This window comes from Parabacteroides sp. MSK.9.14 (genome assembly GCF_019041495.1).
GTDB lineage: Bacteria > Bacteroidota > Bacteroidia > Bacteroidales > Tannerellaceae > Parabacteroides > Parabacteroides merdae.
In genome coordinates this window covers 1-21,347 of the sequence record NZ_JAHPXO010000056.1, presented here as the reverse complement: position 1 = coordinate 21,347, position 21,347 = coordinate 1, and the positions used below count along the sequence as shown (strand labels likewise).

Below are 21,347 nucleotides of genomic sequence, written 5' to 3'. Positions count from 1 at the left end.
TTACCGAAATAAACAATAGCAAAAGGGGCTATCCGACTTTTTGGACAGCCCCTTTATTGTCTATTCGACCGTCACCATCTTTCCCTCCGTATTCGCCCGGACAAGATGGTCATACATCGCTTCGCAATAGACCGGAGGCAAATAGAAACGGCCGGGGTAGACAGCACAAAGATTGATACGGACCGTCACTTGTTTTCCGGCAGGCAGATAGTCAATATAGCTGTAAGCACGATCATCACGAATATCTTGGTAATTGACACCTGTCACCCGATTGTCAACCGTGCCGCCTGTAAGGAAGCGCGTGTTCAATATCTCCCAACCAGCCGGAAAAACCTCAGTCAGCACCAGGTGGTTATAGCCACGAGGAGACGAATTTGCGACGGTCACCACAGCCGTGAAGTTCGTACCCTGCTGCAAAGCGGAGGTATTCACCGGATGGCCGTCATGATCCATATAGCTGACGGCGAGCGTAAGACCGTTCGCATAGGCTTCCTCTTTACCCTCGGCTGGGATACCTTCAGCCACGAGGCGGGCGAACAGAGTGGATTTGCCGGTGTTCTTCAACTCTAAGGAGGCAGAAGAGGCAGTCTTGTCAAGCAAAGTCTCCGTCCAGATGTTCCGAGTGGTGGAAACCTTCTTCGTCTTGCCGTCTACGGCATAGGAGAAGTCCATCAAGCCGGACATCTTATATTTCTCCATATAGTCGGAAAGAGCCACCAGGCCGAATGCCGTGGATTGCGTGCTCAGCCAATCGTCGGATGCGAGCGTCTTGGATATTTCATTCGCCAAGAGAGCCGCTTCCTTGCCGTCTCCGAGTAGACAGAACGTCATCAGGCGGATCGAAGTATCACGCAAGTCGCTGCCGAACGTCTGATCGTATCCGGAACAAGCCGTTGTCAGAGCCGTTGTCTTTACAACCAACTCTTTCGATACATCCGGACGTCCGACCAAAGCATAACCCGCCGCCAACAGATAGCGACTCATAGACATGAGCGTCTTACTCTCTTTCAGGCGATTCATGGCGCCGACCTCGGCAACTTGCCCTAAAGCGAGGACAAACAGGCGGTATGCCTGCGTCATTTCTTCGGATTCGGCAGAATAGGAGGCTTCCGGTTTCCAGTTACGGGCAATACGGCTCAAATCATTCAACGCATTCCGCTTCATGCCTTCGGGTACAAGGTAACCTTTCTTCTCCGCTTCGAGCAGAAAGTGGATGGCATAAACAGTCCCCCAAGCATTGGGAGCCGTTCCACCAGGCCAGTAGGAGAAGGAACCGTCTACCGTCTGGTAGGAACGCAGGCGACGGATCACTTCTTTCACGGTCGCTTCAGTCGATTGCTCCTGTTCGCGGGTCAACGAGGCGACCCCGCTCAAGTACAGTTGCGGGAATGCCTTCGAAGTGATCTGTTCAACACATCCATGCGGGTAGCCCAACAGGTAGGACAACCGCGTGGAGAGGTTGACAGGTTGGACATCCGACATTTCGAGCACAAGGGAGTTCGTACCCTCCACGCCGGGAAGGCCGACCGTCCCTTTCCAGCTCTTTCCGGCTTCGAACGTCACAGGTGTCACCTTGATTTGCGGACGGCGTACGGAACGGATTTCGATATCGGTTTCATATACAGACTTTTCACCACCGCCGGTAGCCGTGATCTTCACGTGTCCGGCTCCGGGGGTATCTTTCACACGAATGCGGAACTGCGCCAGTTTGTCACTGACCGTTTCAAAGTGCAGCATATGGCTCTTCTCGCCGACTACCTCCATATTGCCGGAGCAGGCGATCGTGACCTGCACGTCTCCAACTCCTTTTTCGGTGGCAAAGACGGTAGCAGGAACCACCATCTCCTCTCCTATGCCGATAACGCGCGGGAGTGTGCCGAGCAGCATGACAGGCTTGCGCACGAGCACGCTCTTCTCCGTGTTGCCGTAAGCCTCCCCGTTTCCAGCGACGACCATGACGCGGACACGGCCGTTGTAGTTCGGCATCTTATAGGTATGCTGCCGTTTTTCTCCCTTTTTCAGCAGAAACGGACCGGCAAACTGCACGACCGGCTTAAAGCGGTTCACTATCGCCTTCGGACCTTTGTTCAAGGCATCGTCGCCGCCAATACTGAACAGTTGCTCGATACGGCCGCCATACGCGCCAACCACGTAGTTGTACAAATCCCAGGTATTAACCCCCAATGCCTCGCGGGCGTTAAACGCCTGCCAGGGATCGGGTGTGCGAAAGCGGGTTAGGTCAAGCAACCCTTCGTCGACAATCGCCAGTGTGTAGGCCATCTCGCGACCGTTCTTTTCGGAAACCATCACGTGACAAGGTGCTTCAGGCTTGACCTCATCCGCCATATGGATAATCGGGGCCAAATGGCTTTCGGGAGATGTAACCGTGAAAGGGACGACACCGTACATGCGGATCGGCAGGTCGTTCTTCGTGACGCCGTGCGGCTGGAGCAGCGTTATATATATGTATGCATTGGGCTGCATGTCAGAAGTAACGGCGAGCTTGACCGTAGTCTGCCCATCGTTGCACACATGCTCGGTGGTCAAGAGGACACGCGTACCGTTCTCGATGCTGATGATCGCGCGACTTCCTTTGACGGAAGGGAAGGTGACGACGATCTGTTCTCCTGGCACGTATGTATCCTTGTCTGTCTTGAAAGTGAGCATATTGGCGGAGGAAGAGCCATCAGCGTCACGCCTTCCTTCACTGTAAGGCCAATCGAAATAGCTCATCACACCGGTGGAGTGTTTGCTCTTTTTGTCTTTCACCGAAATGAAATAGGTTCCCCAATCAGCATCGGCATATCTCAGGTTGAAGGAGGCCATACCATTCGTACCAGTACGGACGGTGAAGGTTTTCACCGGTTTGTTGTACGAATTCGAGACATAGTTCGCCAGGCTCCCGTTATCTGAGCTCCACCACCAGTACCAATGGACTTTATAGACTTTCACTTCGAGTTCGGTATTGGCTACCGCCTGTCCAAGATAATCAACGGAGGCTACCTCATATTTATATTCGGTTCCTGTCTTCAGTGGTTCCCCGTCTTGCTGGGGCGACTTGATGCCGGCATAGCGACGGTAGGGTGAATAGAACGCCCGGTTAGCATCGATGCTAAAATCACCGGATTCCTCATACACACGGGTGACGAAACTCGCCAACAACATACCGGGAGCCGAAGCGCCGGTCTCGAAACGGGCTTTGATGGTGGCGTCGCCCGCTGCATCGGTCACACCGGAGATCACTTTGCTTTCTTCGCTGTTGAAGATTTTCGAAGGATCATCGAAATAGAATTTCTTATAGCCGGAAAAGGTGGTCGGGGTCGAGATAAAGGTTCCCTGAATATCGTATTTCAGATTGCGGGCAGTTGCTCCCTGTAGCCATTCCACGTGCATAGCGGCATCGAGCGGTTCGCCTCGGAGCAATTTTTTGGGGGGCATCGTAAGGGATATCTTCAAGCGGTTCGGTTTGATCGTTTCGATACGGAGACGCTTCGTAAAGGTGACGCCGCCGACATTCACGTTGACGTTCCAAGCGCCTGTCGGCGCATCGGGTTCGGTCGGCATATCGAAAACATAAAGTCCTGCTTCGCCTTTTGTCTGTGTCTTGCGCAGGTAGAACTGGCCGAGCGGATTGTAAAGTTCCATGATGACCGGATGGTTAGCAGGGAGCATCCGGCTGCGGTCGTTCAACATAAAACCGAGATGCAGCGTGTCGCCCGGACGCCATACACCGCGGTCGCCGTAGATGAAGCCCTTGATGCCTTTCTGCACGACTTCTCCGGAGACATCGAACGAACTCAGCGAAAGGGCGGAACCGTCGTCTACACGAAGATACGAGCGTTGCTGTCCGAGGGAAGCAGTCAGATAGAACGGCTTGCCGTTTTTCAGCGAGAAACGCACCTGCCCTTTGTCGTCTGTCACGCCGGAGGCTAATTCCTGACGCTGGTAGTTGTAGGCAACGACTTTGACACCTTTCTCTGGATGGGTGCTCAGAATGTTATGTACAAGGACAGTCATATCGTTATCTTCGCCGGCCATCGCCAACAGACCGAGATTGGTGGCGAGGACATTCTTGCCGACGGTCGTATTATAATAATAGCTGTTGGAACAGGGGTCGCCACGTTTGCTATAATCGTAGTCGGACCAGTCGAAGTCGCCGTTATAGTAGTAATAACCGCCTCCATCGAAACGGCTACTTTCTTCCTTGAACTTGATCTCATCATCGGCAAGCAGTTGTTCTTTACTTTTCTTGACGAGGTCTTCGCAGGGATAGGCGGACAAATCCCGGTTGAACGACAGTTCCACCCGGTAGATGGCGCCGGGTTCGGGATCGATCAGTTCTTTCAAATCGATCGCGTAGGTATTCCAACGACTGAGATCCTGGGTGGCGTCTTCATCGAGGAAGATCGTTTTACGCGCGATCAGGCGACCGACACGCATCAGGTCACTCGTTCCTTCGAGATCATTCACCTGAAGGAATTGTCCGATGTTCTGTTCGAATATCTTGATGACACGCACTACTACGCCGCGCAAGTAGACGGCTTGAAAAGGAATAGTCAGTTGTGTGGACTGTGGGATGATCACACCATTGCCGATAAAACGGACTTCCGGCTTTTCATCACTGACTACGATCTGACGAACGACGCTTTCTTTCAGGTTCAGCCCGTTTTTGCTTCTGATGTTCTGGCTCAGATGAACATTAAGGGCACCTTTGCTACCTGCATCGGGATAAAGGCGGAGCTTATTGCCCTCGACATTGACGGTCTCCGATTTGTTACCGTCGATCCAGGCAAGTCCCTGCATGTTTTGTGCCGCATCGAGTAGTTTCGTAAAGGTGACTTCGACGTAACGTTCCGGCTCTGCGACATATTCGACTTCATACACGGCAAAATCATTCAGTTCGGGAATATCGACAGATAGCAGTTCCTCCTCCGGCACTTTCAGTTTATTCGGGGCTACGGATAATTTAAAGGCACGTGTCGCATCCGTCCCGGCCTGTATGTTCGAGATAGAAATTTCATGCCTCTTTCCGTCGGGACTATGTTGCCATCTGGCATTCGCCTTTTCGGAGAAACGGACAAGCGACTCTACAGTTTCGGGAATTTCCCTGTCCGGCGTAAATACCGAGCAGACAATGTCGTAGCCGTTTTCATTCTTCCGGTTGATATCGACGGATTGCAGGTTGGCACGCAACAGCAAAGGCTGCGTCGAGAATCTGAATGAGAAATATTTGTCCTTTCGTTCCGTATCAAACCACTCTGATAGATCAGCCTTTACCTCGTAACGAGTGTCGCGCTCAAAACTCTTGGATGGCTTGAATACGATCGTCCGGTTATTTTCAAATGCGAACTCGCCGACTGTCTCGGGCTTGATCTTGACCAGGTCACGAAGTTGGTCAGGCTCCATTCTGTCAACTGCTATTTCCTGGTTGAAAATCAGATATACGGGCGTATATCTTGAAATCGTACCGGAGGTAAACGCCTCCACATAGGGATTGAAAGGGATCTCTTCGGATTCGCTTTTACCTTTTCCACATCTGCTGAATAAAAACAAAAAACAACAGGCACAGATATAATACAGATATTTCGCCATATTTCCTGAATTTAACAGTTACACTTTCGACAAACAGACTGTCTGCGAATATAAGCATTTTTATGTACATTATTATTCTTATTTTTTACCAAATGGTAATTTCTGGCCGGACTTAAAGGACTACTTTTGCAAACTCTGTCCTCGCCCTTCCTCACTTATTGGGAGAAAGGGGATTATGGCTGGCAATGCCATGTGCCGAACTGATTATTTTTATCGCGTTAACAGCTGATTATCAGTATCGGAACAAGATACGCAAGGTGGCGGAATAAGGCAGCTATCCTCTGGCATTCCGCATCACCCGCTCTATCGCATCATTCATCTGCGCGATGGACTCCAGACCAAGTGTCATGCAATGCAAGTTACTTTCGGTAACAGCAAAACGGATGGAACGTTCGCGTTCGGCATCAGAAACATGTTTGCCTTCACCAAAAATTTTCATTCCGATAAGCCCTTTGCCTTTCTTGCGTGCCTTGCCTAAAAGTTCGTTTACGGCTTCGACCGTCCCATCCATATGGCTTTGGAACGGATTCAAGCGGGCGAGGATAACGTCACACCACGGATTGTCGACTGCCTCGACCAGCGCTTCCCAGTTATGACAGGAGACGCCGACAGCTTTCACGATACCATCCTGCTTGGCTTTCGCCAGGCCGTCCATATAAAATTTACGAGTTTCCGCCCAGTCGCCTTTCGTCATGCAGTGCAGTAGGAGGATATCGAAATAGTCCGTACCAACTTCCTGGCGGAAACGGTCGAGGGTTTTGCTGACCGACTCGCGTTTTTCCGACCCTTCGTCGTAGGTCCACATCTTCGTCATCAGCGTGAGTTTCTCACGAGGCAACTCTTTCAGGGCTTTTCCGACAAATGGTTGCGAACCGTACATATCGGCCATATCGAAGAAGCGAATACCGCGTTCATAACCGTGACGGGCTATCTTCACAAAGTTATCCAGTCCGAGCCGAGTCTGATTGGACTGGTAATTCCAGCCTTTCGTCCCGGTTCCCATAGCTATACGAGAGACTTTCAATCCGGTCTTTCCCAGTTTCACCCTGTCGACCGATATATCCGAAGGTACGGTCATCTGTATGTTGGCAAGTCCTGTGCGGACTAACGATAAACCGGCTACTCCGGCAATCCCAGTCTGAATAAATTTACGTCTGTCCATCTCTATAATTTTTAGGTAATACTTTCTTTAATATCAAATAACCGCACAAGCCTGAAATAAACGAACCGGCAAATACGCCCAACTTTGCCTGATTCAATAGCTCTACTCCGACATCAGGCATCCCGGCAAAAGACAGGTTCGCGATAAAGAGAGCTACCGTAAAACCGATACCGCCCAACATCGACACCCCGAATAGGTTCCGTTTGCTCACCCCTTCCGGCATCGTAGCAAGACGCAAACGGACAAAAATATAGGTGAACAGGAAAATACCCAGCGACTTTCCGGCAAACAGGCCGAAGAATACCGCCAACGGGATTCCCGGTAACGAACCGATCCCGATATCCCCGAAAGTAACGCCTGCATTGACAAAAGCGAAGAGCGGCAGGATCAGATAATTGACTAACGGATGGAGTTTGTTGGCAATGCTTTGCAACGGACTGATTGTTTTGTCCGCCAATGAATGAATATTGTTGAGAACTTGAATCTGTGTCGATGAAAGAACCGCCGCTTTCCGGGAATGACGCACTTCTGTGTAATCCAGCATATCCAGATAGCCGGTCATTTCACAAGTGAAATCATCCAGCTTAACAACCGGACGAGCCGGAACGGTGAATGCGACCAGCACACCCGCTATGGTCGGATGAATACCCGACTCAAGAAATAGCATCCACACAAAGAAACCTATTATATAGTAGAAAGCAATGTTATTCACCCTCATCCTTCCTCCTACATATAGCAAAGCCAGCAAGGCGAGTGAGATCAGAAGTGGCTCAAACGCAATCTCACCACTATAAAACAAGGCGATAATAATGATTCCGCCGATATCATCCACCACCGCCAATGCCGTCAAAAAAATACGCATGCTGAGTGGAACCCGTTTTCCCAACAACCCTAAAACAGCCAAGGCAAAGGCGATATCGGTCGCCATCGGAATAGCCACACCTCGCACTTCGGGTGCCGAATGACAAACCAGAAAATAAAACAATACCGGAACGATCATCCCGCCGCAGGCCGCAATAATCGGAAGCAGCGCTTTCCGTACCGAACTCAACTCCCCAATCAGAATTTCCTGCTTAATCTCCAATCCAATCACAAAAAAGAAGACTGCCATCAAGGCATCATTCACAAAGGCCAGCATCGGCATCACTTCTCCATGATGCATAAACGGTGTGAAATTACCTATCTTCAAATCAATCGGATGAGATAAGATGTTATGGTAGGACTCCGCCCAAGGGGAATTGGCAAATAGCATAGCAAGAATCATAGCCATGAATAATAAGATACTCGCATTCGGTTTTTGCATAGCAAAACGACGCAACGGTTTAAGGATAACGTTGATGGTTCTATCCATATGGTATTTAAATATTTATGGGAAGCGGCGTGCAAACCGCTTCCCTTTGATTTTTTCCTAACAACTGTACACTTACATGTCAACTTGCTCCAACTTGTAAGCGCTGCGAGTCAGTTTTTCAACCCACACGACAAATATACCAGTTAAAATTAAATTAAACACAATGGTGAGCACGGAAATCATAAGCGCTGGGCCTCCTAAATTGTAACCAAGCGCGATAAAGATAATTCCGGCCCCTACTTCACCGCGTGTAAACATACCAATCGATAGCGCCAGACGTTCGCGCTTCCGTCTTTCCCGATAAAAAAACAACGGGAACAGTTTCCCGATATTGGACAGAAACGAAACAATCACGACATGCAGGATGATCATCGGCAAAGACATCATCGGCTGCGCTCCGGTTATTGTTGTCGCTTCTACAGACTGCGCGGCAAAATCCACTCCGAAAAAGACTGGCATGCTGACTCCTACCAGAAACATAAAGAGGAACGAGACTGTTGTCGCCACATTGCGTTCGACCTTCGTATCAATATGCTTATGCCTCATCACCATACCCAATACAAACGCAGGCAACAAGACCTCGATATGGATGCTGGCATCTTCGCCATAAAGGTATTTGGACACCCAATAAACCGCCTGCGTAATCCCGCAGGTAAGGACGGCATAGAAAAGAATTGCCTTCCAATCCTGCCGCATGTCATAACTGCCCATCTTTCTCCATCCGATGACCAGAAGGACCATCACGATCAAAATGATAACGCCCAACTGCCAGCGCAAGCCTACCATCATAATCTGCAAAGGAATCATCAACAGAATCGTATCAAGGTCGTCGAAGATTGCCAATACCTGCACCTTCTTGTATACCCAAGAAGATTTCAACCCTGCCGCCGCCAACATTGTAAACAGTATACCGGCTGAAGTCGGGGCTGCAAACCGGCTCAACAAAAGGTTTTCTTTCCAAGCTTCTCCACTGTTCCAGTAAATATCCGGAAGCAACACGAACATATAATATAACGCCACGAAGATCCAGGGGAAAGCAGCCGTCGCCATTGCAATAAAATAATCTTCAGTATAGGATCGCCAACGGCTTTTATCCATTTCGAACTCCCGTCCCACATTTATCATGATAAAGGCCAGGCAGACATACAACAGGGTATTGGAGACCGTCTTCACCGACGAATACCCCTCACCTACCATCGCCGGCAGGAATTGAGATACGACCAATCCCAACATCAGAAAAAAAGAAAATAAAAGAATCTTCTTCATTATTTACAAATTGTTTTTGTTTAGAATTATAATAATATAACAACTTACTTAAAATTCGGTTCTGGGAATATAGACACTTTCCACCTTTAATAACCGCGCTTTCAAACGTTCGGCCTCTCCTTTGCGGATACGAAGGGTCATTTCACAATCCATTTCAAACTTTTGGGAGACGATCACTGGATTCTCTTCCTTGACAATGCGCATGATTCCGTTCAGATAAGGGTATTCGAACGCAATGGTGATATCTTCATCAACAGTGCGCTCTTCTATCTCGGCAGCAGCTATTGCTTCGGCGGCGGCTGTCCGGTAAGCAACAATCAAACCGCTCGTCCCTAATTCGATTCCGCCGAAATAGCGGATCACGACGATCAGGATATCTGTCAACCCGTTCGAGTTGATCTGTCCCAGAATCGGTTTTCCGGCAGTAGAGGAAGGCTCGCCGTCATCGTTCGCACGAAAAGTTAGGCGTTCGGGACCTAACATATAGGCCCAGCAGACATGGCGGGCGTCATAATACTGTTTACGATATTTGTCCAGTTGCTCTTTCACCTCTTCCACCGTACGCACCGGAATCGCATACGAGATAAAGCGGCTGCGCTTCTCCGTATAGTACCCTTCAGCTATCTGCTTAATGGTCTTGTAACTGTCGTACGCCATCTTTTAATCCGGTATATGGGTTTCCTGTTCTTCCCGGAAAGCCCGGAAATCTTTCATTATCTCTCCTATCTCCTCAATAAAATAAGGGTCTTTCACGTGCTTCTTCACCTCCTCATAATAGGTTTCGATGGCCTTCAATGCACACAAATCCTGTCCGCGCAGCAGAAAGTAAGGTTCTTCCTTCTCCACGCATTGTTTAATCATCTGAATAGGATTCTTCATTTCTTATCGCTTTTTAATTCGTCTTTCAAAAATGGAGCCGTATAGCTCTTCGTTTTCGCTTTTACCATTTCTTCGGGAGTTCCGGTGAAAAGGACCTGCCCGCCGTTACGTCCGCCTTCGGGACCCATATCGATCAGATAGTCGGCACATTTGATGACATCGAGGTTATGCTCGATGACGATGATCGTATTACCCTTATCCACCAATTTGTTCAGGACGCCCAACAAAACCCGTATATCTTCGAAATGAAGACCGGTCGTCGGCTCGTCCAATACGTAAAGCGTCTTGCCCGTATCTTTCTTGGCCAGTTCGGTCGCCAGTTTGACACGCTGGCTCTCACCGCCGGAGAGAGTCGTGGAAGGTTGCCCCAACTTGATATAACCCAGGCCTACATCCTGCAAAACCTTCACTTTCGACAAGATCGAGGGAATATTCTCGAAAAACTCCACCGCCATATTGATCGTCATATCCAGAATATCCGCAATGGATTTCCCGCGAAAGCGGACTTCCAACGTTTCCCGGTTGTATCGCTTGCCATGACATTCTTCACAGGGAACCAGCACATCCGGCAGGAAATTCATCTCGATCGTCTTGTAACCGTTCCCTTTGCACGTCTCGCAACGTCCGCCGGAGACATTGAACGAGAAACGTCCGGGTTTGTAGCCACGCACTTTCGATTCAGGCAGATCCACAAACAGATTGCGGATATCCGAAAAGACGCCGGTATAAGTAGCCGGATTACTTCTCGGCGAACGTCCGATCGGTGACTGGTCCACATTGACTATCTTATCCACATTGTCTATCCCTTCGATTGATTTGTAAGGCAACGGATCTTCCAGGGAACGATAGAAATGCTGGCTGAGAATCGGCTGCAAGGTCCGGTTGATCAAAGAAGACTTTCCGCTACCGGACACGCCCGTGACACAGATCAGCGTACCCAACGGGAACGTGACATCCACATTCCGCAGATTATTCCCGCTCGCCCCTTTTATCGTGATAAACTGTCCGTTTCCTTTCCGCCGCTCTTCCGGAACGGCAATCTCCGTCTTCCCGTTCAGGTAGGCCGAAGTAAGCGTGTCAGCTTTCAACATTTCTCCGGGAGTTCCGGCAAAAACAACTTCTCCTCCTAGACGACCAGCCTTCGGTCCCATATCGACCACATAGTCCGCATTCAACATCATGTCTTTGTCATGCTCGACCACGACAACAGAGTTGCCCGTATCGCGCAACTCTTTCAACGAGTTGATCAAACGAACGTTATCCCGCTGGTGCAACCCTATACTCGGTTCATCCAAGATATAAAGTACATTGACCAGCTGGCTACCGATCTGGGTCGCCAAACGGATGCGTTGACTCTCGCCCCCCGATAACGTCGCCGAAGCACGGTTCAACGCGAGATAGTCCAATCCGACATCTAACAGGAATTTCAGACGTGAACGGATCTCCTTCAAGATTTCGACAGCAATCTGCCTCTGCTTAGGATTCAACTGCTCCTCGACACCCTCCAACCACTCATACAATTCAGAGATATCCATTGCCGAAAGTTCGGCAATATTCTTTCCGGCTATCTTATAATGCAGCGCTTCCTTGTTCAACCGCTGCCCGTTACATTCCGGACAGGTAGCCATCCGTATAAACTGTCCCGCCCATTTCTGCGCGGAAGCGGAAGCCTCGCTCTCCTGCTGCATCAGGATATATTTGGCAACTCCTTCATACGACAGGAAATAATTGGAAGTACCCAGCGAATCGTTTTTTATTTGCAGGCGTTCGTCCGTCCCGTTCATGATCTCATCGATCGCTTCTTCCGGGATGTCTTTGATCGGGGTTTTCAGTGTTACGCCATATTTCTCGCAAATAGCTTCGATCTGCCAGAATATCAGTGAATTCTTATATTTTCCCAACGCCACGATACCGCCACTGTAGATACTGAGCGACGCATCGGGCACGATCTTGTTCATGTCCAACAAATTGACCTGTCCCAGTCCTTTACATTTCGGGCAAGCACCCTGCGGAGAGTTGAACGAAAAATTATGGGGAGCTGGTTCACTGTAAGACAAACCCGTCACGGGGTCCATCAACCGGCGGCTGAAATGGCGCACTTCGTTTGTCTCGGCATCCAGCACGAGTACCAAGCCGTCACCCTGCTTCATAGCGACACGCAGGCTTTCTTTCAAACGACGTTCGTCCGATTCCGAAACGATCAGTTTATCGACCACAACCTCGATACTATGCATCTTATACCGGTCAAGCTTCATGCCATGAAAGATCTCTTTCATCTCACCATCTACCCGGACATTCAGATAGCCTTTTTTCCGCATCTGTTCGAAAAGTTCCTTATAATGTCCCTTACGATTACGGACAAGCGGAGCGAGCAGGTAGGTCTTCTTCCCCTTATACTGGTTCATAATCAGTTCCAGCGTCTGCTCCTCGGTGTATTTCACCATCTTCTCGCCACTCAAATACGAATAAGCCTCTCCCGCCCTTGCATAAAGCAGACGGAAAAAGTCATAAACCTCGGTAGTCGTCCCCACTGTGGATCTCGGATTCTTGTTTGTTGTTTTCTGCTCGATTGAGATAACAGGGCTCAGACCAGTGATCTTATCCACATCCGGCCGTTCCATATTTCCCAAGAAGTTACGCGCATAAGCGGAGAACGTCTCCACATAACGGCGTTGCCCTTCCGCAAAAATCGTATCAAAAGCCAAAGACGATTTACCACTACCGCTCATACCGGTAATTACGGAGAGCTTGTTACGAGGTATGTCGACATCTATATTCTTCAAATTATGGACACGCGCGCCTAAAACGGAAATACGGCCGCCTTCCAATGCATTCTTATCCTTCATCATTTTTCAGTTTTCTTATTTCACCACCCAGGCCGGATTATGCACATAGGTGTTAGGCGTTTTATAATACATATCAGATTCTTTCGGGATCCGGATCGTATATGTTTTTCCTGCTGTCAGCAATTTACGATCTCGCAACCAGGGATTGAAACGTTTCAAATCGGCATAGGTGACACCATTCTTCTTGGCGAAATCAGACAAATCCTGAATATCCGTCGAGACGGCAACACTCTCGCATACGATCGGTTTATACAAATCCTGTGCCCTTAGCACGAACCCATATTTATAAGGAGCTTCGAATATCTGCTTGATAGCCATGATACGATAGACATAGCGGGTAGTCTCTTCCACCAGCCAGAGATCGAACGAACTATCCGCATCCTGCTTGACAAGCTCTCCCGATATGCGTCCCATACCGGCGTTATAGGAAGATGCGACCATCGCCCAGTCTCCATATTTTTCATAGGCAGCTTTCAGATAACGGCAGGCAGCTTCGGTAGCCTTTGCCACGTCGCAACGTTCATCGACCGTAGGCGTTATCGTCAACCCGTACTGACGGGCCGTACCTTCCAACAATTGCCAAGTCCCCACTGCCCGTGCAGGCGATGAGACCCGTGGATCGAGATGGCTCTCGATCACCGCCAGATACTTGAAGTCGTCCGGAATGCCATTGGCTTTCAGGATCGGTTCGATTATCGGGAAATAGCGGTTTGCCCGCTTGATCAGCAACATGGTAGTAGAATGGAAATAGGTAAAACTACTCAATTCCCGGTCAAAACCTTCATGCATATTATAACGCGTCAAATCGATATCTTTTCCGCAAAAAGAGACGGAAGAAGGAATATCAGGCGACATGGTCACCGATGAAACGACCGGACGTTGGTCTTTCACTTTTTCCGAATCACTCGAACCAATGGAGAGGCAGGCGGTCAGGCACACAGCACTACCCACCACAAAACCGACTATACTATTACTGTTCAATAATTTCATCATCAATCTTCTTGGGTCTAAGAATATTTATAGAACCTTTTTTATTATATTTAATACCATCCGATCCCACTGCATCTATCACATAAAAATAGACGCCGGGAGCGACATATTTCCCACCTTTTTTGCCATCCCACCCTTCAGCCGGATTAGTAGAATGGAACATCTGTACTCCCCATCGATTAAATATCCAACACTTATAGGTCACAAGTGATTTGTAGGCGACACGAAATTCATCATTAATACCGGGCGTCGTACCTGGCGAGAAAGCGTTCGGGATCTGCAATTCCGATTCTGCAATCTTGATTTCAATAGAATTGGAAACCGCCTCGCATTCTCCTGTCGCGTTGCTGACAGTCGCAACCGCCGTATAATCACCTTTCTCCGTAAACGTATAGTCGATCTCCTCATCCCTATATTCCACCAGCGGATTCTCGATCCCGTTTTCCTGATCGCTCCTATATATTTTCCAAGTATACAGTGTCGCTACCGGATCATTGGCATACGCCCGAAAAGTGACCGTTGCCGGAGCGGAAATATATTCCCCATCTCCAGCTGTCATATTCTCCGCATTATCCATTATAAACGTCGTATCGACATGCACTTCGACGGCCACCGCCTGATAGGTATCCGAAGTGATTGATTTCTCTATTCCGAAATGTTTTGCAAACTGATCACCGGAAAGTGTGACTTCCGTATCGCACAACGGAATTGTTTCGTTATCGTTTATCTTTGTCGAATAAGGCCCTTCCGTCAGTGATCTTTGCACATTCTTGGGCGAAAAATAGTTGTTGTCTTCAGACCACTCCAATGTCTGATAAGCGACATTAAACTCCCGCTTCACCGTTATCCGATTTCCCGTCGGGGTATAATAATACATAACTGGGACAGTCGGAGAACCTTCCAGCCAAAAGCCGTCACAATTTCCTTTGACTGTAATGCTTTCGACATTAAAAGCGTATTTACTATAATCAATGATCCATACATACCAACCATTCAAACCGGAAGCCGGATCTTCCACATAATACCCGGCATCCTCCTCTATATTCCGAACAACGGATGTCTCCCCATTCTGTTCACACGGAACAGGTTCCCGGTCCAATGCCTTTTGCTTATATCGATACCATTGATGATTAGTAGACGAAGATGTATAGCTAATCTCCACATTATCCATTCCATACACCAAATAAACTCGTATACGATTCCCTGGATTCTCCAACAAATAAGGAACCCCATTTCCTCCTGTAACCGTATATTGCTGTGCCTGGATGGCCAACATCACAAACAAGAAACAAATCAATCCTCCCAGTTTCCTAATTTCCGTTCTTAGCATATACATAACCTAATTAGTTTACAAAATTACTATTTTATACGGATTTATACGGAGATAAATGCCTTTTTATTGTATTATCCAGACCTCAATCCTTTAAAAACCGTGGCTTTTTGTTCCATAAAAATACAAGGTTTTCCCTAAAAGTATCTATCTGTTTGAAAAGAAATTCTTCGTTTGAAAGGAAAATATCTGCCAATTTGGACAGCGACTGGCATTTAAAAAACATATCTGTTTCGAAAATACAAAAAAAGAGGAGATGCAATCAAGCATAACCTCTTTTCTTTTTTATCTTGATGAAAGATTATTTACACATATCGCGAATGATCTGAATCAGCTCGTCACCAATCTCTTCCGCTTCCTGCATCGTGTGAGCTTCGGAATAAATACGGATAATCGGTTCCGTATTGCTCTTACGCAGATGCACCCATTTTTCAGGGAAGTCGATCTTCACACCATCGATATCGGTGATATCATACTGGGCAAATTTCTCTTTTACTTTTGCCAAGATAGCATCTACATCGATATCTGGAGTCAGTTCTACTTTCTTCTTGGAAATGAAGTACGGAGGATAGGAAGCACGCAGTTCGCTTGTCTTCATCTGCTTCTTTGCCAGATGAGTCAGGAACAAGGCGATACCCACCAAAGCATCACGACCGTAATGGCTGGCCGGATAGATCACACCTCCATTGCCTTCGCCACCGATAATAGCATTAGTCGCTTTCATCTTCGTTACGACATTCACTTCGCCCACTGCTGCCGCATTGTACTCGCAACCATGAGCACGGGTAACGTCACGTAGAGCACGGCTTGAGCTCAGGTTGCTGACCGTATTGCCCGGTGTATGACTCAAAACGTAGTCGCTGACAGCCACCAGTGTATATTCTTCTCCAAACATCTCCCCGTCTTCGCTGATAATAGCCAGACGGTCTACGTCCGGATCAACAACAAAACCGACATCGGCTTTGGCATGCTTCATCAGGTCGGAGATCTCCGTCAGGTTTTCAGGGATCGGTTCCGGATTATGTGCAAAGTTACCGTGAGGAGCACAATGTAACTTGAAAATTTCCTTTACCCCCAAAGCTGAAAGCAATTCAGGAATAACAACACCGCCTACCGAGTTTACACAGTCGATAGCGACACGGAAATTAGCAGCTCTGATAGCCTCGACATCCACCAAATCCAGCTTCAACACACTCTCGATGTGCTTTTGATTGTAAGTATTATTAACATAGACTTTTCCTAAATTGTCGACATCAGCAAATACGAAACTTTCTTCAGCAGCAATCTTCAGCACCTCGGCACCTTCGGCAGCATTCAAGAATTCCCCCCGTTCGTTCAATAACTTCAGGGCATTCCATTGTTTCGGATTGTGGCTGGCAGTCAAAATGATACCGCCACAAGCTTCTTCCCAGGCAACAGCTAACTCGGTAGTCGGAGTAGTAGCCAGATCGATATCTACCACGTCAAAGCCCATTCCCGTAAGCGCACCGAGAACGACTTGTTTAACCATCGGACCAGAGATACGTGCATCACGACCTACCACGATCTTGTTTGTTGTCACCTTCGTGTTTTTCTTAATGAATGTAGCATAAGCAGCCACAAACTTAACAATAGCCAACGGATTGAGCCCGTCTTCCGGGTTCCCGCCTATTGTTCCACGGATACCAGAAATAGATTTAATCAGTGTCATTTAGTTAGATTTATTTTATAAAAGTATACTTCACTTTCTCAAAAAACACAGGTGTCCCTGAGCTTTGAAAATCACTGCTCATCAGTTTAAACGGAACGATCAGTTTGACAACCGCGCTGTCTCCCACGTAAGGAAGTCCGGCACCTAAACCTTCACAAATAAACATATCCCATGTATAAGAGTAATCAGGATTCAAAGAAGTATAATAACCATATCTGAACTCTACCGGATGTGTACCGTTTGAATTAGGACCGAGCAGGTCGACGGTACCGGTTCCCATGCTACTGTTTTCCATAAACATCCGGGCGATGAAACGGGAACGGATCGCCGTTTGTCCCAGTACCGCACGTTCACTGTTTCCTTTATTGACGATATTCAGATAAACACCATTATCCAACTCAACAAATTCATTTTCCTTAAAAATGCTGTCAGTCGGAAATTCTTCCAGAAAAACCAATCCACTATCCGCACGCAAACGATCAATAGCTTTCTCCTGGGCCTTCAACATATCAGTGTATGACTTTGTCTTGTCACACGACACCACCATTATGGCGGTGCACATAATCAACAGGATATAAAAACCTCTCTTCATCTGTTACCTATTTATTGTAAATGAATGGCAAATGTATACAATCTCCGCCACATCTCAGTCATGTTTATCTAAATCTTCTGTTTTATTAGGATTAAATTCCTCCAGGCCTTTTTCAAATACGGCAACAGCATCGGCCAATGAGCCATAAAATTCTCCACCCGAAGCATTTTTATGTCCGCCGCCATTGAAATAGCGGCTTGCAAACTGGTTGCAGGGGAAATCACCGACAGACCGAAGCGAAATCTTCACATAATCCTTATCTTCGCGAATAAAGACACTGAAAGCCACATTTTCGATGCTCAACGGCAGATTGACAAATCCCTCCGTATCACCCGTCACATAATGGAAACGGTTCATCTCTTCCAGCGAAAGCGTGATCAGAGCGGCATGTTGCTCCGGATAAACTTTCATTTTTTCATACAGAACGTATCCCATCATCCGTAAACGGCTTTCCGAATATACCTGGTTCACTTTCCGGTAGATCAAATCCTTATCGATACCTTTCTTGATCAGTTCGCTTATGATCGTATAAATTTCCGGCTTATTCGAATTGTAGGTAAACGAACCGGTATCCGTCATCATACCCGTATAAATACAAGCGGCACAATCTTTATTGATCAGGTCGAACATCCCCATACGACAGATGAAACGGAAAACCATTTCGCTCGTAGACGACATTTCAGGATATGACATCGTAACCCGGCAAAAATCAGCCGGATTCAGATGATGGTCGATCATCACTCTACGCCCCTCTGCCGCCACAACAGCCGGAGCCAATTTTTCGATACGCTTGGGTTCGTTGAAATCGAGGCAGAATAAGACATCCGCATCCCGGATCAGCTGTTCGGCAAAATCAGGATATTTCTCATGAATGACGATTTCTTTATGTCCTGGCATCCATTTATAGAATTGGGGAAAATCGTTAGGGACCACTACCGTCACGTTATCTTTTCCATAGGCTGTCAGAAAATGGTACAGTCCCAATGCGGAACCTATAGCATCCCCGTCAGGGGTAACATGTGTCACTATTACAAAACTTTCGCCTTTCTCGACGTACTTCTTGGCTTTCTGAATTTTCTCTTCGTGAATGATTTTCGTAATCATATATTCTCTTATTTTCAATGACAAAGGTACTACTTTTTTTAGATTCCACACTGCTTTAAATCCTCAATCACCCGGACAAGAAGTATAATTAACAACAAAAACAGAATGACGAGCAAATAACGCGAACGTCCGGTATGACCATACAACAGGATAGACAAAAGCATTCCATACGCCACCAGCATCGCAGGAAAATCGAACCGGAAGGAGAAAACCGCCCCCGGTACCTGGCTAAAAGCATCGACAACCCAAAGCAGGTCGTGCGCCAACCATTCCACCCCAACCTGCAACCAGCCATACCCAGGAATCCATTCAGGCAAAAACATGTAGACCAAACTTGCCGGTATCAACAAAGTCGCAAGAAACGTAAGCGGCAAGTTCGTCAACAAAAAGACAGTCGAAAACTGCCCGAAATAATACAGACATAAAAAAGTCGTGCCCGCCTGTGCCGACAGAGTAACCGTGACCCACCCCCACGGTGTCCTCAAAAACGGATTATGCACTTTTATCAACGCCTGCAACCGAGGTTGGAAATAAAGGATGGACAGCACGGCCAGATAACTCAGCTGGAAACCTATGTCGAATAAGTACAAGGGTTCATAAACCAACATGCAAAAAGCGGAAGCCGCCAATATATTATAACGCTCCGCCCTCCTATCCAACACTCCGCCCGTCAGATACATTGTAAGCATCAACGCTGCCCTCACAGAAGAGACCGCCAAGCCCGTTATCGCAGCAAATCCCCACAATAGCACAAGCAGCGAGATGTAGCGAATCCACCGGCAACATCCATTCCTGGGGAGAAAAGAAAAAAGAAAAGATAAAAAGCCACAGACGATTGCCACATGAAAGCCGCTTACGGCCAGGATATGTGCTACCCCCGTAGCCGAAAAACGGTTCCGCACCTCCCGGCTCATAGCTTGCCGGTAACCGACAGTAATAGTGGCCAGTACAGATTTTTCTTCATCGGTCAGATTTAGTTTTGCGATCGGCTCCAATAATCGTTGCTGTTCTTCCCGCGCCCAACGGGAAAGAAGGGAAGCCGGATGTTCCGACAAGGCCTCAAACTGCGAATAAGCAGTCTTTTGTATCGAAAGGAAAAGCAACAGAGACAAGAAAACCACTCCCCACAGCCAACGGGTTTCATAACAAAAATGCTCCTGCCCTCTCAAGACAAGACCGGCTGTGGTAAGGATAATAACAGGGAGCAATAGTAATACCCAGGAATAAGTACAACACGAAAAAACGGTCTGTAGCATAATCCCCGCAATCCAGACAAGCAGCGGACGGGCAAAGGGACGGATCTGTAATTCTTTTATCATAATGTAAGGTTTTGAAATGGTTGGTTTAAGGCTTGATCGGTATTGCACAAAGGACGTCATTCCGTAGGGGGCAGTGCTCTGCTCTGGCCATTGCATCCAATAAAGGTACGATTTCTGATTGGGAGGAGTAGAACCCCGCCCCTACGAGTCGACATTATAATTCTTTCAATTCTCGGATCGTCTTCAACGGATCAGGGGAACGGAAAACAAAACTACCGGCAACCAGCACGTCCGCCCCCACCTCAAGCAAAGGTTTCGCCGTCTGCATATTGACACCGCCATCGACTTCGATCAAGGTATTCAACCCTTTTGCCAGGATCATATCTTTCAGACGAGCTGTTTTATCTATCGAATGTTCAATAAACTTTTGCCCTCCATAACCCGGATTTACCGACATGAGCAATACCATATCCAAATCCTGCAAGATATCTTCCAACAAGGAAATCGACGTATGCGGATTCAATGTAACAGCCGCCTTCATTCCCGCCTCTTTGATCGCCGCCACCGTACGGTGCAGATGTGTACAAGCCTCATAATGCACATTCATCATATAAGCGCCCGTAGCCGCCACTTCCGGAATGAACTTTTGCGGTTCCACGATCATCAGATGTACATCCATCGGTTTCTTGCAAATTGGCTTCAACGCTTCCAGAACCGGAAAACCAAACGATATATTAGGAACGAACACACCGTCCATTATATCCAGATGCAACCAATCAGCATCACTCTCGTTGATCATTTCCACTTCCCGCTGCAGGTTCAGAAAATCAGCAGCTAACAGAGAAGGTGCTATTTTATGTTTCATACTCTTTTTGCTTTTCTGCAAGACGACGTCAGTTCATTACTAAACCACAGAGTTCCGTGCGTAAAGCGGGTTCTGAATGATAAACCCTCGCAAATTGGGTAAGGAAATCAAGTGTTTGCCGACGCGGCATTGTTTTCCTTTCTTTTCGGTTTCTGTTTGTTTTATTTTCTATTTCATTCATACATTGAGTAGAAAGTCTCTTCATAGGCAACTCGTTTTTTATCTTGTTTGATAATAAAACGGGCAAGCTATCTCCTTATTGTATGACAAGAAAATAAATTTTCAACTTTTAGAGCCTGTTTAAATTTCTCTGAAATAAATTTTGCATAGCTCTCATCGGCCTGCTTTATTCTATTATAGGATTATTTTGAAAAACAACTGTCATACTATCACTAATTTCCTTTTATCAATTGAATATCAA

Annotated in this window: 14 protein-coding genes; all 14 read right to left on the bottom strand. The window is 47.5% G+C overall.

Annotated elements, in window-relative coordinates; all coding sequences use genetic code 11:
* Nucleotides 1–60: 60 nt before the first annotated feature.
* The 14 genes from KTG12_RS19995 to rpe all read right to left on the bottom strand — a co-directional run bounded on the left by KTG12_RS19995 (nt 61) and on the right by rpe (nt 20,926).
* Entirely contained in the window at nt 61–5,592 is a 5,532-nt protein-coding gene (locus KTG12_RS19995) for an alpha-2-macroglobulin (RefSeq protein WP_155144418.1), read from the bottom strand.
* Nucleotides 5,593–5,866: 274 nt separating this feature from the next.
* Nucleotides 5,867–6,754 (bottom strand): aldo/keto reductase, encoded by an 888-nt coding sequence (locus tag KTG12_RS19990; RefSeq protein ID WP_005638808.1) that lies wholly within the window; start codon nt 6,752–6,754, stop codon nt 5,867–5,869.
* Nucleotides 6,741–8,105, bottom strand: coding sequence for a Na+/H+ antiporter NhaA (gene nhaA / locus KTG12_RS19985; RefSeq protein WP_022322703.1), 1,365 nt, complete (start codon nt 8,103–8,105; stop codon nt 6,741–6,743). Before nhaA ends, KTG12_RS19990 begins: the two co-directional genes overlap by 14 nt.
* Before the next feature lie 72 nt (nt 8,106–8,177).
* The gene (locus KTG12_RS19980) at nt 8,178–9,371 is read right to left on the bottom strand and encodes a transporter CPA2 family (RefSeq protein WP_022322702.1); all 1,194 of its coding nucleotides are present in this window, start codon (nt 9,369–9,371) and stop codon (nt 8,178–8,180) included.
* A 48-nt stretch (nt 9,372–9,419) separates the two neighbouring features.
* A complete protein-coding gene (locus tag KTG12_RS19975) occupies nt 9,420–10,028 on the bottom strand; it encodes a YigZ family protein (protein ID WP_122116154.1) in 609 nt (202 codons plus the stop codon).
* A gap of 3 nt (nt 10,029–10,031) precedes the next feature.
* The gene (locus KTG12_RS19970; RefSeq protein WP_005638815.1) at nt 10,032–10,250 is read right to left on the bottom strand and encodes a hypothetical protein; all 219 of its coding nucleotides are present in this window, start codon (nt 10,248–10,250) and stop codon (nt 10,032–10,034) included.
* Nucleotides 10,247–13,099, bottom strand: a complete 2,853-nt coding sequence (uvrA, locus tag KTG12_RS19965) for an excinuclease ABC subunit UvrA (RefSeq protein ID WP_122116153.1) — start codon at nt 13,097–13,099, stop codon at nt 10,247–10,249. The genes KTG12_RS19970 and uvrA overlap by 4 nt, the downstream gene beginning before the upstream one ends.
* Before the next feature lie 12 nt (nt 13,100–13,111).
* Nucleotides 13,112–14,089 (bottom strand): lytic transglycosylase domain-containing protein, encoded by a 978-nt coding sequence (locus KTG12_RS19960; RefSeq protein ID WP_122116152.1) that lies wholly within the window; start codon nt 14,087–14,089, stop codon nt 13,112–13,114.
* A complete protein-coding gene (locus KTG12_RS19955) occupies nt 14,067–15,422 on the bottom strand; it encodes a gliding motility-associated C-terminal domain-containing protein (protein ID WP_046451919.1) in 1,356 nt (451 codons plus the stop codon). Before KTG12_RS19955 ends, KTG12_RS19960 begins: the two co-directional genes overlap by 23 nt.
* Before the next feature lie 295 nt (nt 15,423–15,717).
* On the bottom strand, nt 15,718–17,106 hold the full coding sequence (glmM, locus tag KTG12_RS19950) for a phosphoglucosamine mutase (protein WP_005638825.1): 1,389 nt from the start codon (nt 17,104–17,106) through the stop codon (nt 15,718–15,720).
* A 10-nt stretch (nt 17,107–17,116) separates the two neighbouring features.
* Entirely contained in the window at nt 17,117–17,698 is a 582-nt protein-coding gene (locus KTG12_RS19945) for a DUF4827 family protein (RefSeq protein ID WP_005638827.1), read from the bottom strand.
* Between the two features lie 54 nt (nt 17,699–17,752).
* Nucleotides 17,753–18,802 (bottom strand): bifunctional oligoribonuclease/PAP phosphatase NrnA, encoded by a 1,050-nt coding sequence (locus KTG12_RS19940; RefSeq protein WP_005644117.1) that lies wholly within the window; start codon nt 18,800–18,802, stop codon nt 17,753–17,755.
* Nucleotides 18,803–18,840: 38 nt separating this feature from the next.
* A complete protein-coding gene (locus KTG12_RS19935) occupies nt 18,841–20,121 on the bottom strand; it encodes a ComEC/Rec2 family competence protein (RefSeq protein ID WP_022321217.1) in 1,281 nt (426 codons plus the stop codon).
* Between the two features lie 154 nt (nt 20,122–20,275).
* A complete protein-coding gene (rpe, locus tag KTG12_RS19930) occupies nt 20,276–20,926 on the bottom strand; it encodes a ribulose-phosphate 3-epimerase (RefSeq protein ID WP_022321218.1) in 651 nt (216 codons plus the stop codon).
* Nucleotides 20,927–21,347: the final 421 nt, after the last annotated feature.

Coding starts and splice junctions, on each gene's coding strand:
- KTG12_RS19995 (WP_155144418.1), bottom strand. CDS start 5,592: ATGGCGAAATATCTGTATTATATCTGTGCCTGTTGTTTTTTGTTTTTA.
- KTG12_RS19990 (WP_005638808.1), bottom strand. CDS start 6,754: ATGGACAGACGTAAATTTATTCAGACTGGGATTGCCGGAGTAGCCGGT.
- nhaA (WP_022322703.1), bottom strand. CDS start 8,105: ATGGATAGAACCATCAACGTTATCCTTAAACCGTTGCGTCGTTTTGCT.
- KTG12_RS19980 (WP_022322702.1), bottom strand. CDS start 9,371: ATGAAGAAGATTCTTTTATTTTCTTTTTTTCTGATGTTGGGATTGGTC.
- KTG12_RS19975 (WP_122116154.1), bottom strand. CDS start 10,028: ATGGCGTACGACAGTTACAAGACCATTAAGCAGATAGCTGAAGGGTAC.
- KTG12_RS19970 (WP_005638815.1), bottom strand. CDS start 10,250: ATGAAGAATCCTATTCAGATGATTAAACAATGCGTGGAGAAGGAAGAA.
- uvrA (WP_122116153.1), bottom strand. CDS start 13,099: ATGATGAAGGATAAGAATGCATTGGAAGGCGGCCGTATTTCCGTTTTA.
- KTG12_RS19960 (WP_122116152.1), bottom strand. CDS start 14,089: ATGATGAAATTATTGAACAGTAATAGTATAGTCGGTTTTGTGGTGGGT.
- KTG12_RS19955 (WP_046451919.1), bottom strand. CDS start 15,422: ATGTATATGCTAAGAACGGAAATTAGGAAACTGGGAGGATTGATTTGT.
- glmM (WP_005638825.1), bottom strand. CDS start 17,106: ATGACACTGATTAAATCTATTTCTGGTATCCGTGGAACAATAGGCGGG.
- KTG12_RS19945 (WP_005638827.1), bottom strand. CDS start 17,698: ATGAAGAGAGGTTTTTATATCCTGTTGATTATGTGCACCGCCATAATG.
- KTG12_RS19940 (WP_005644117.1), bottom strand. CDS start 18,802: ATGATTACGAAAATCATTCACGAAGAGAAAATTCAGAAAGCCAAGAAG.
- KTG12_RS19935 (WP_022321217.1), bottom strand. CDS start 20,121: ATGATAAAAGAATTACAGATCCGTCCCTTTGCCCGTCCGCTGCTTGTC.
- rpe (WP_022321218.1), bottom strand. CDS start 20,926: ATGAAACATAAAATAGCACCTTCTCTGTTAGCTGCTGATTTTCTGAAC.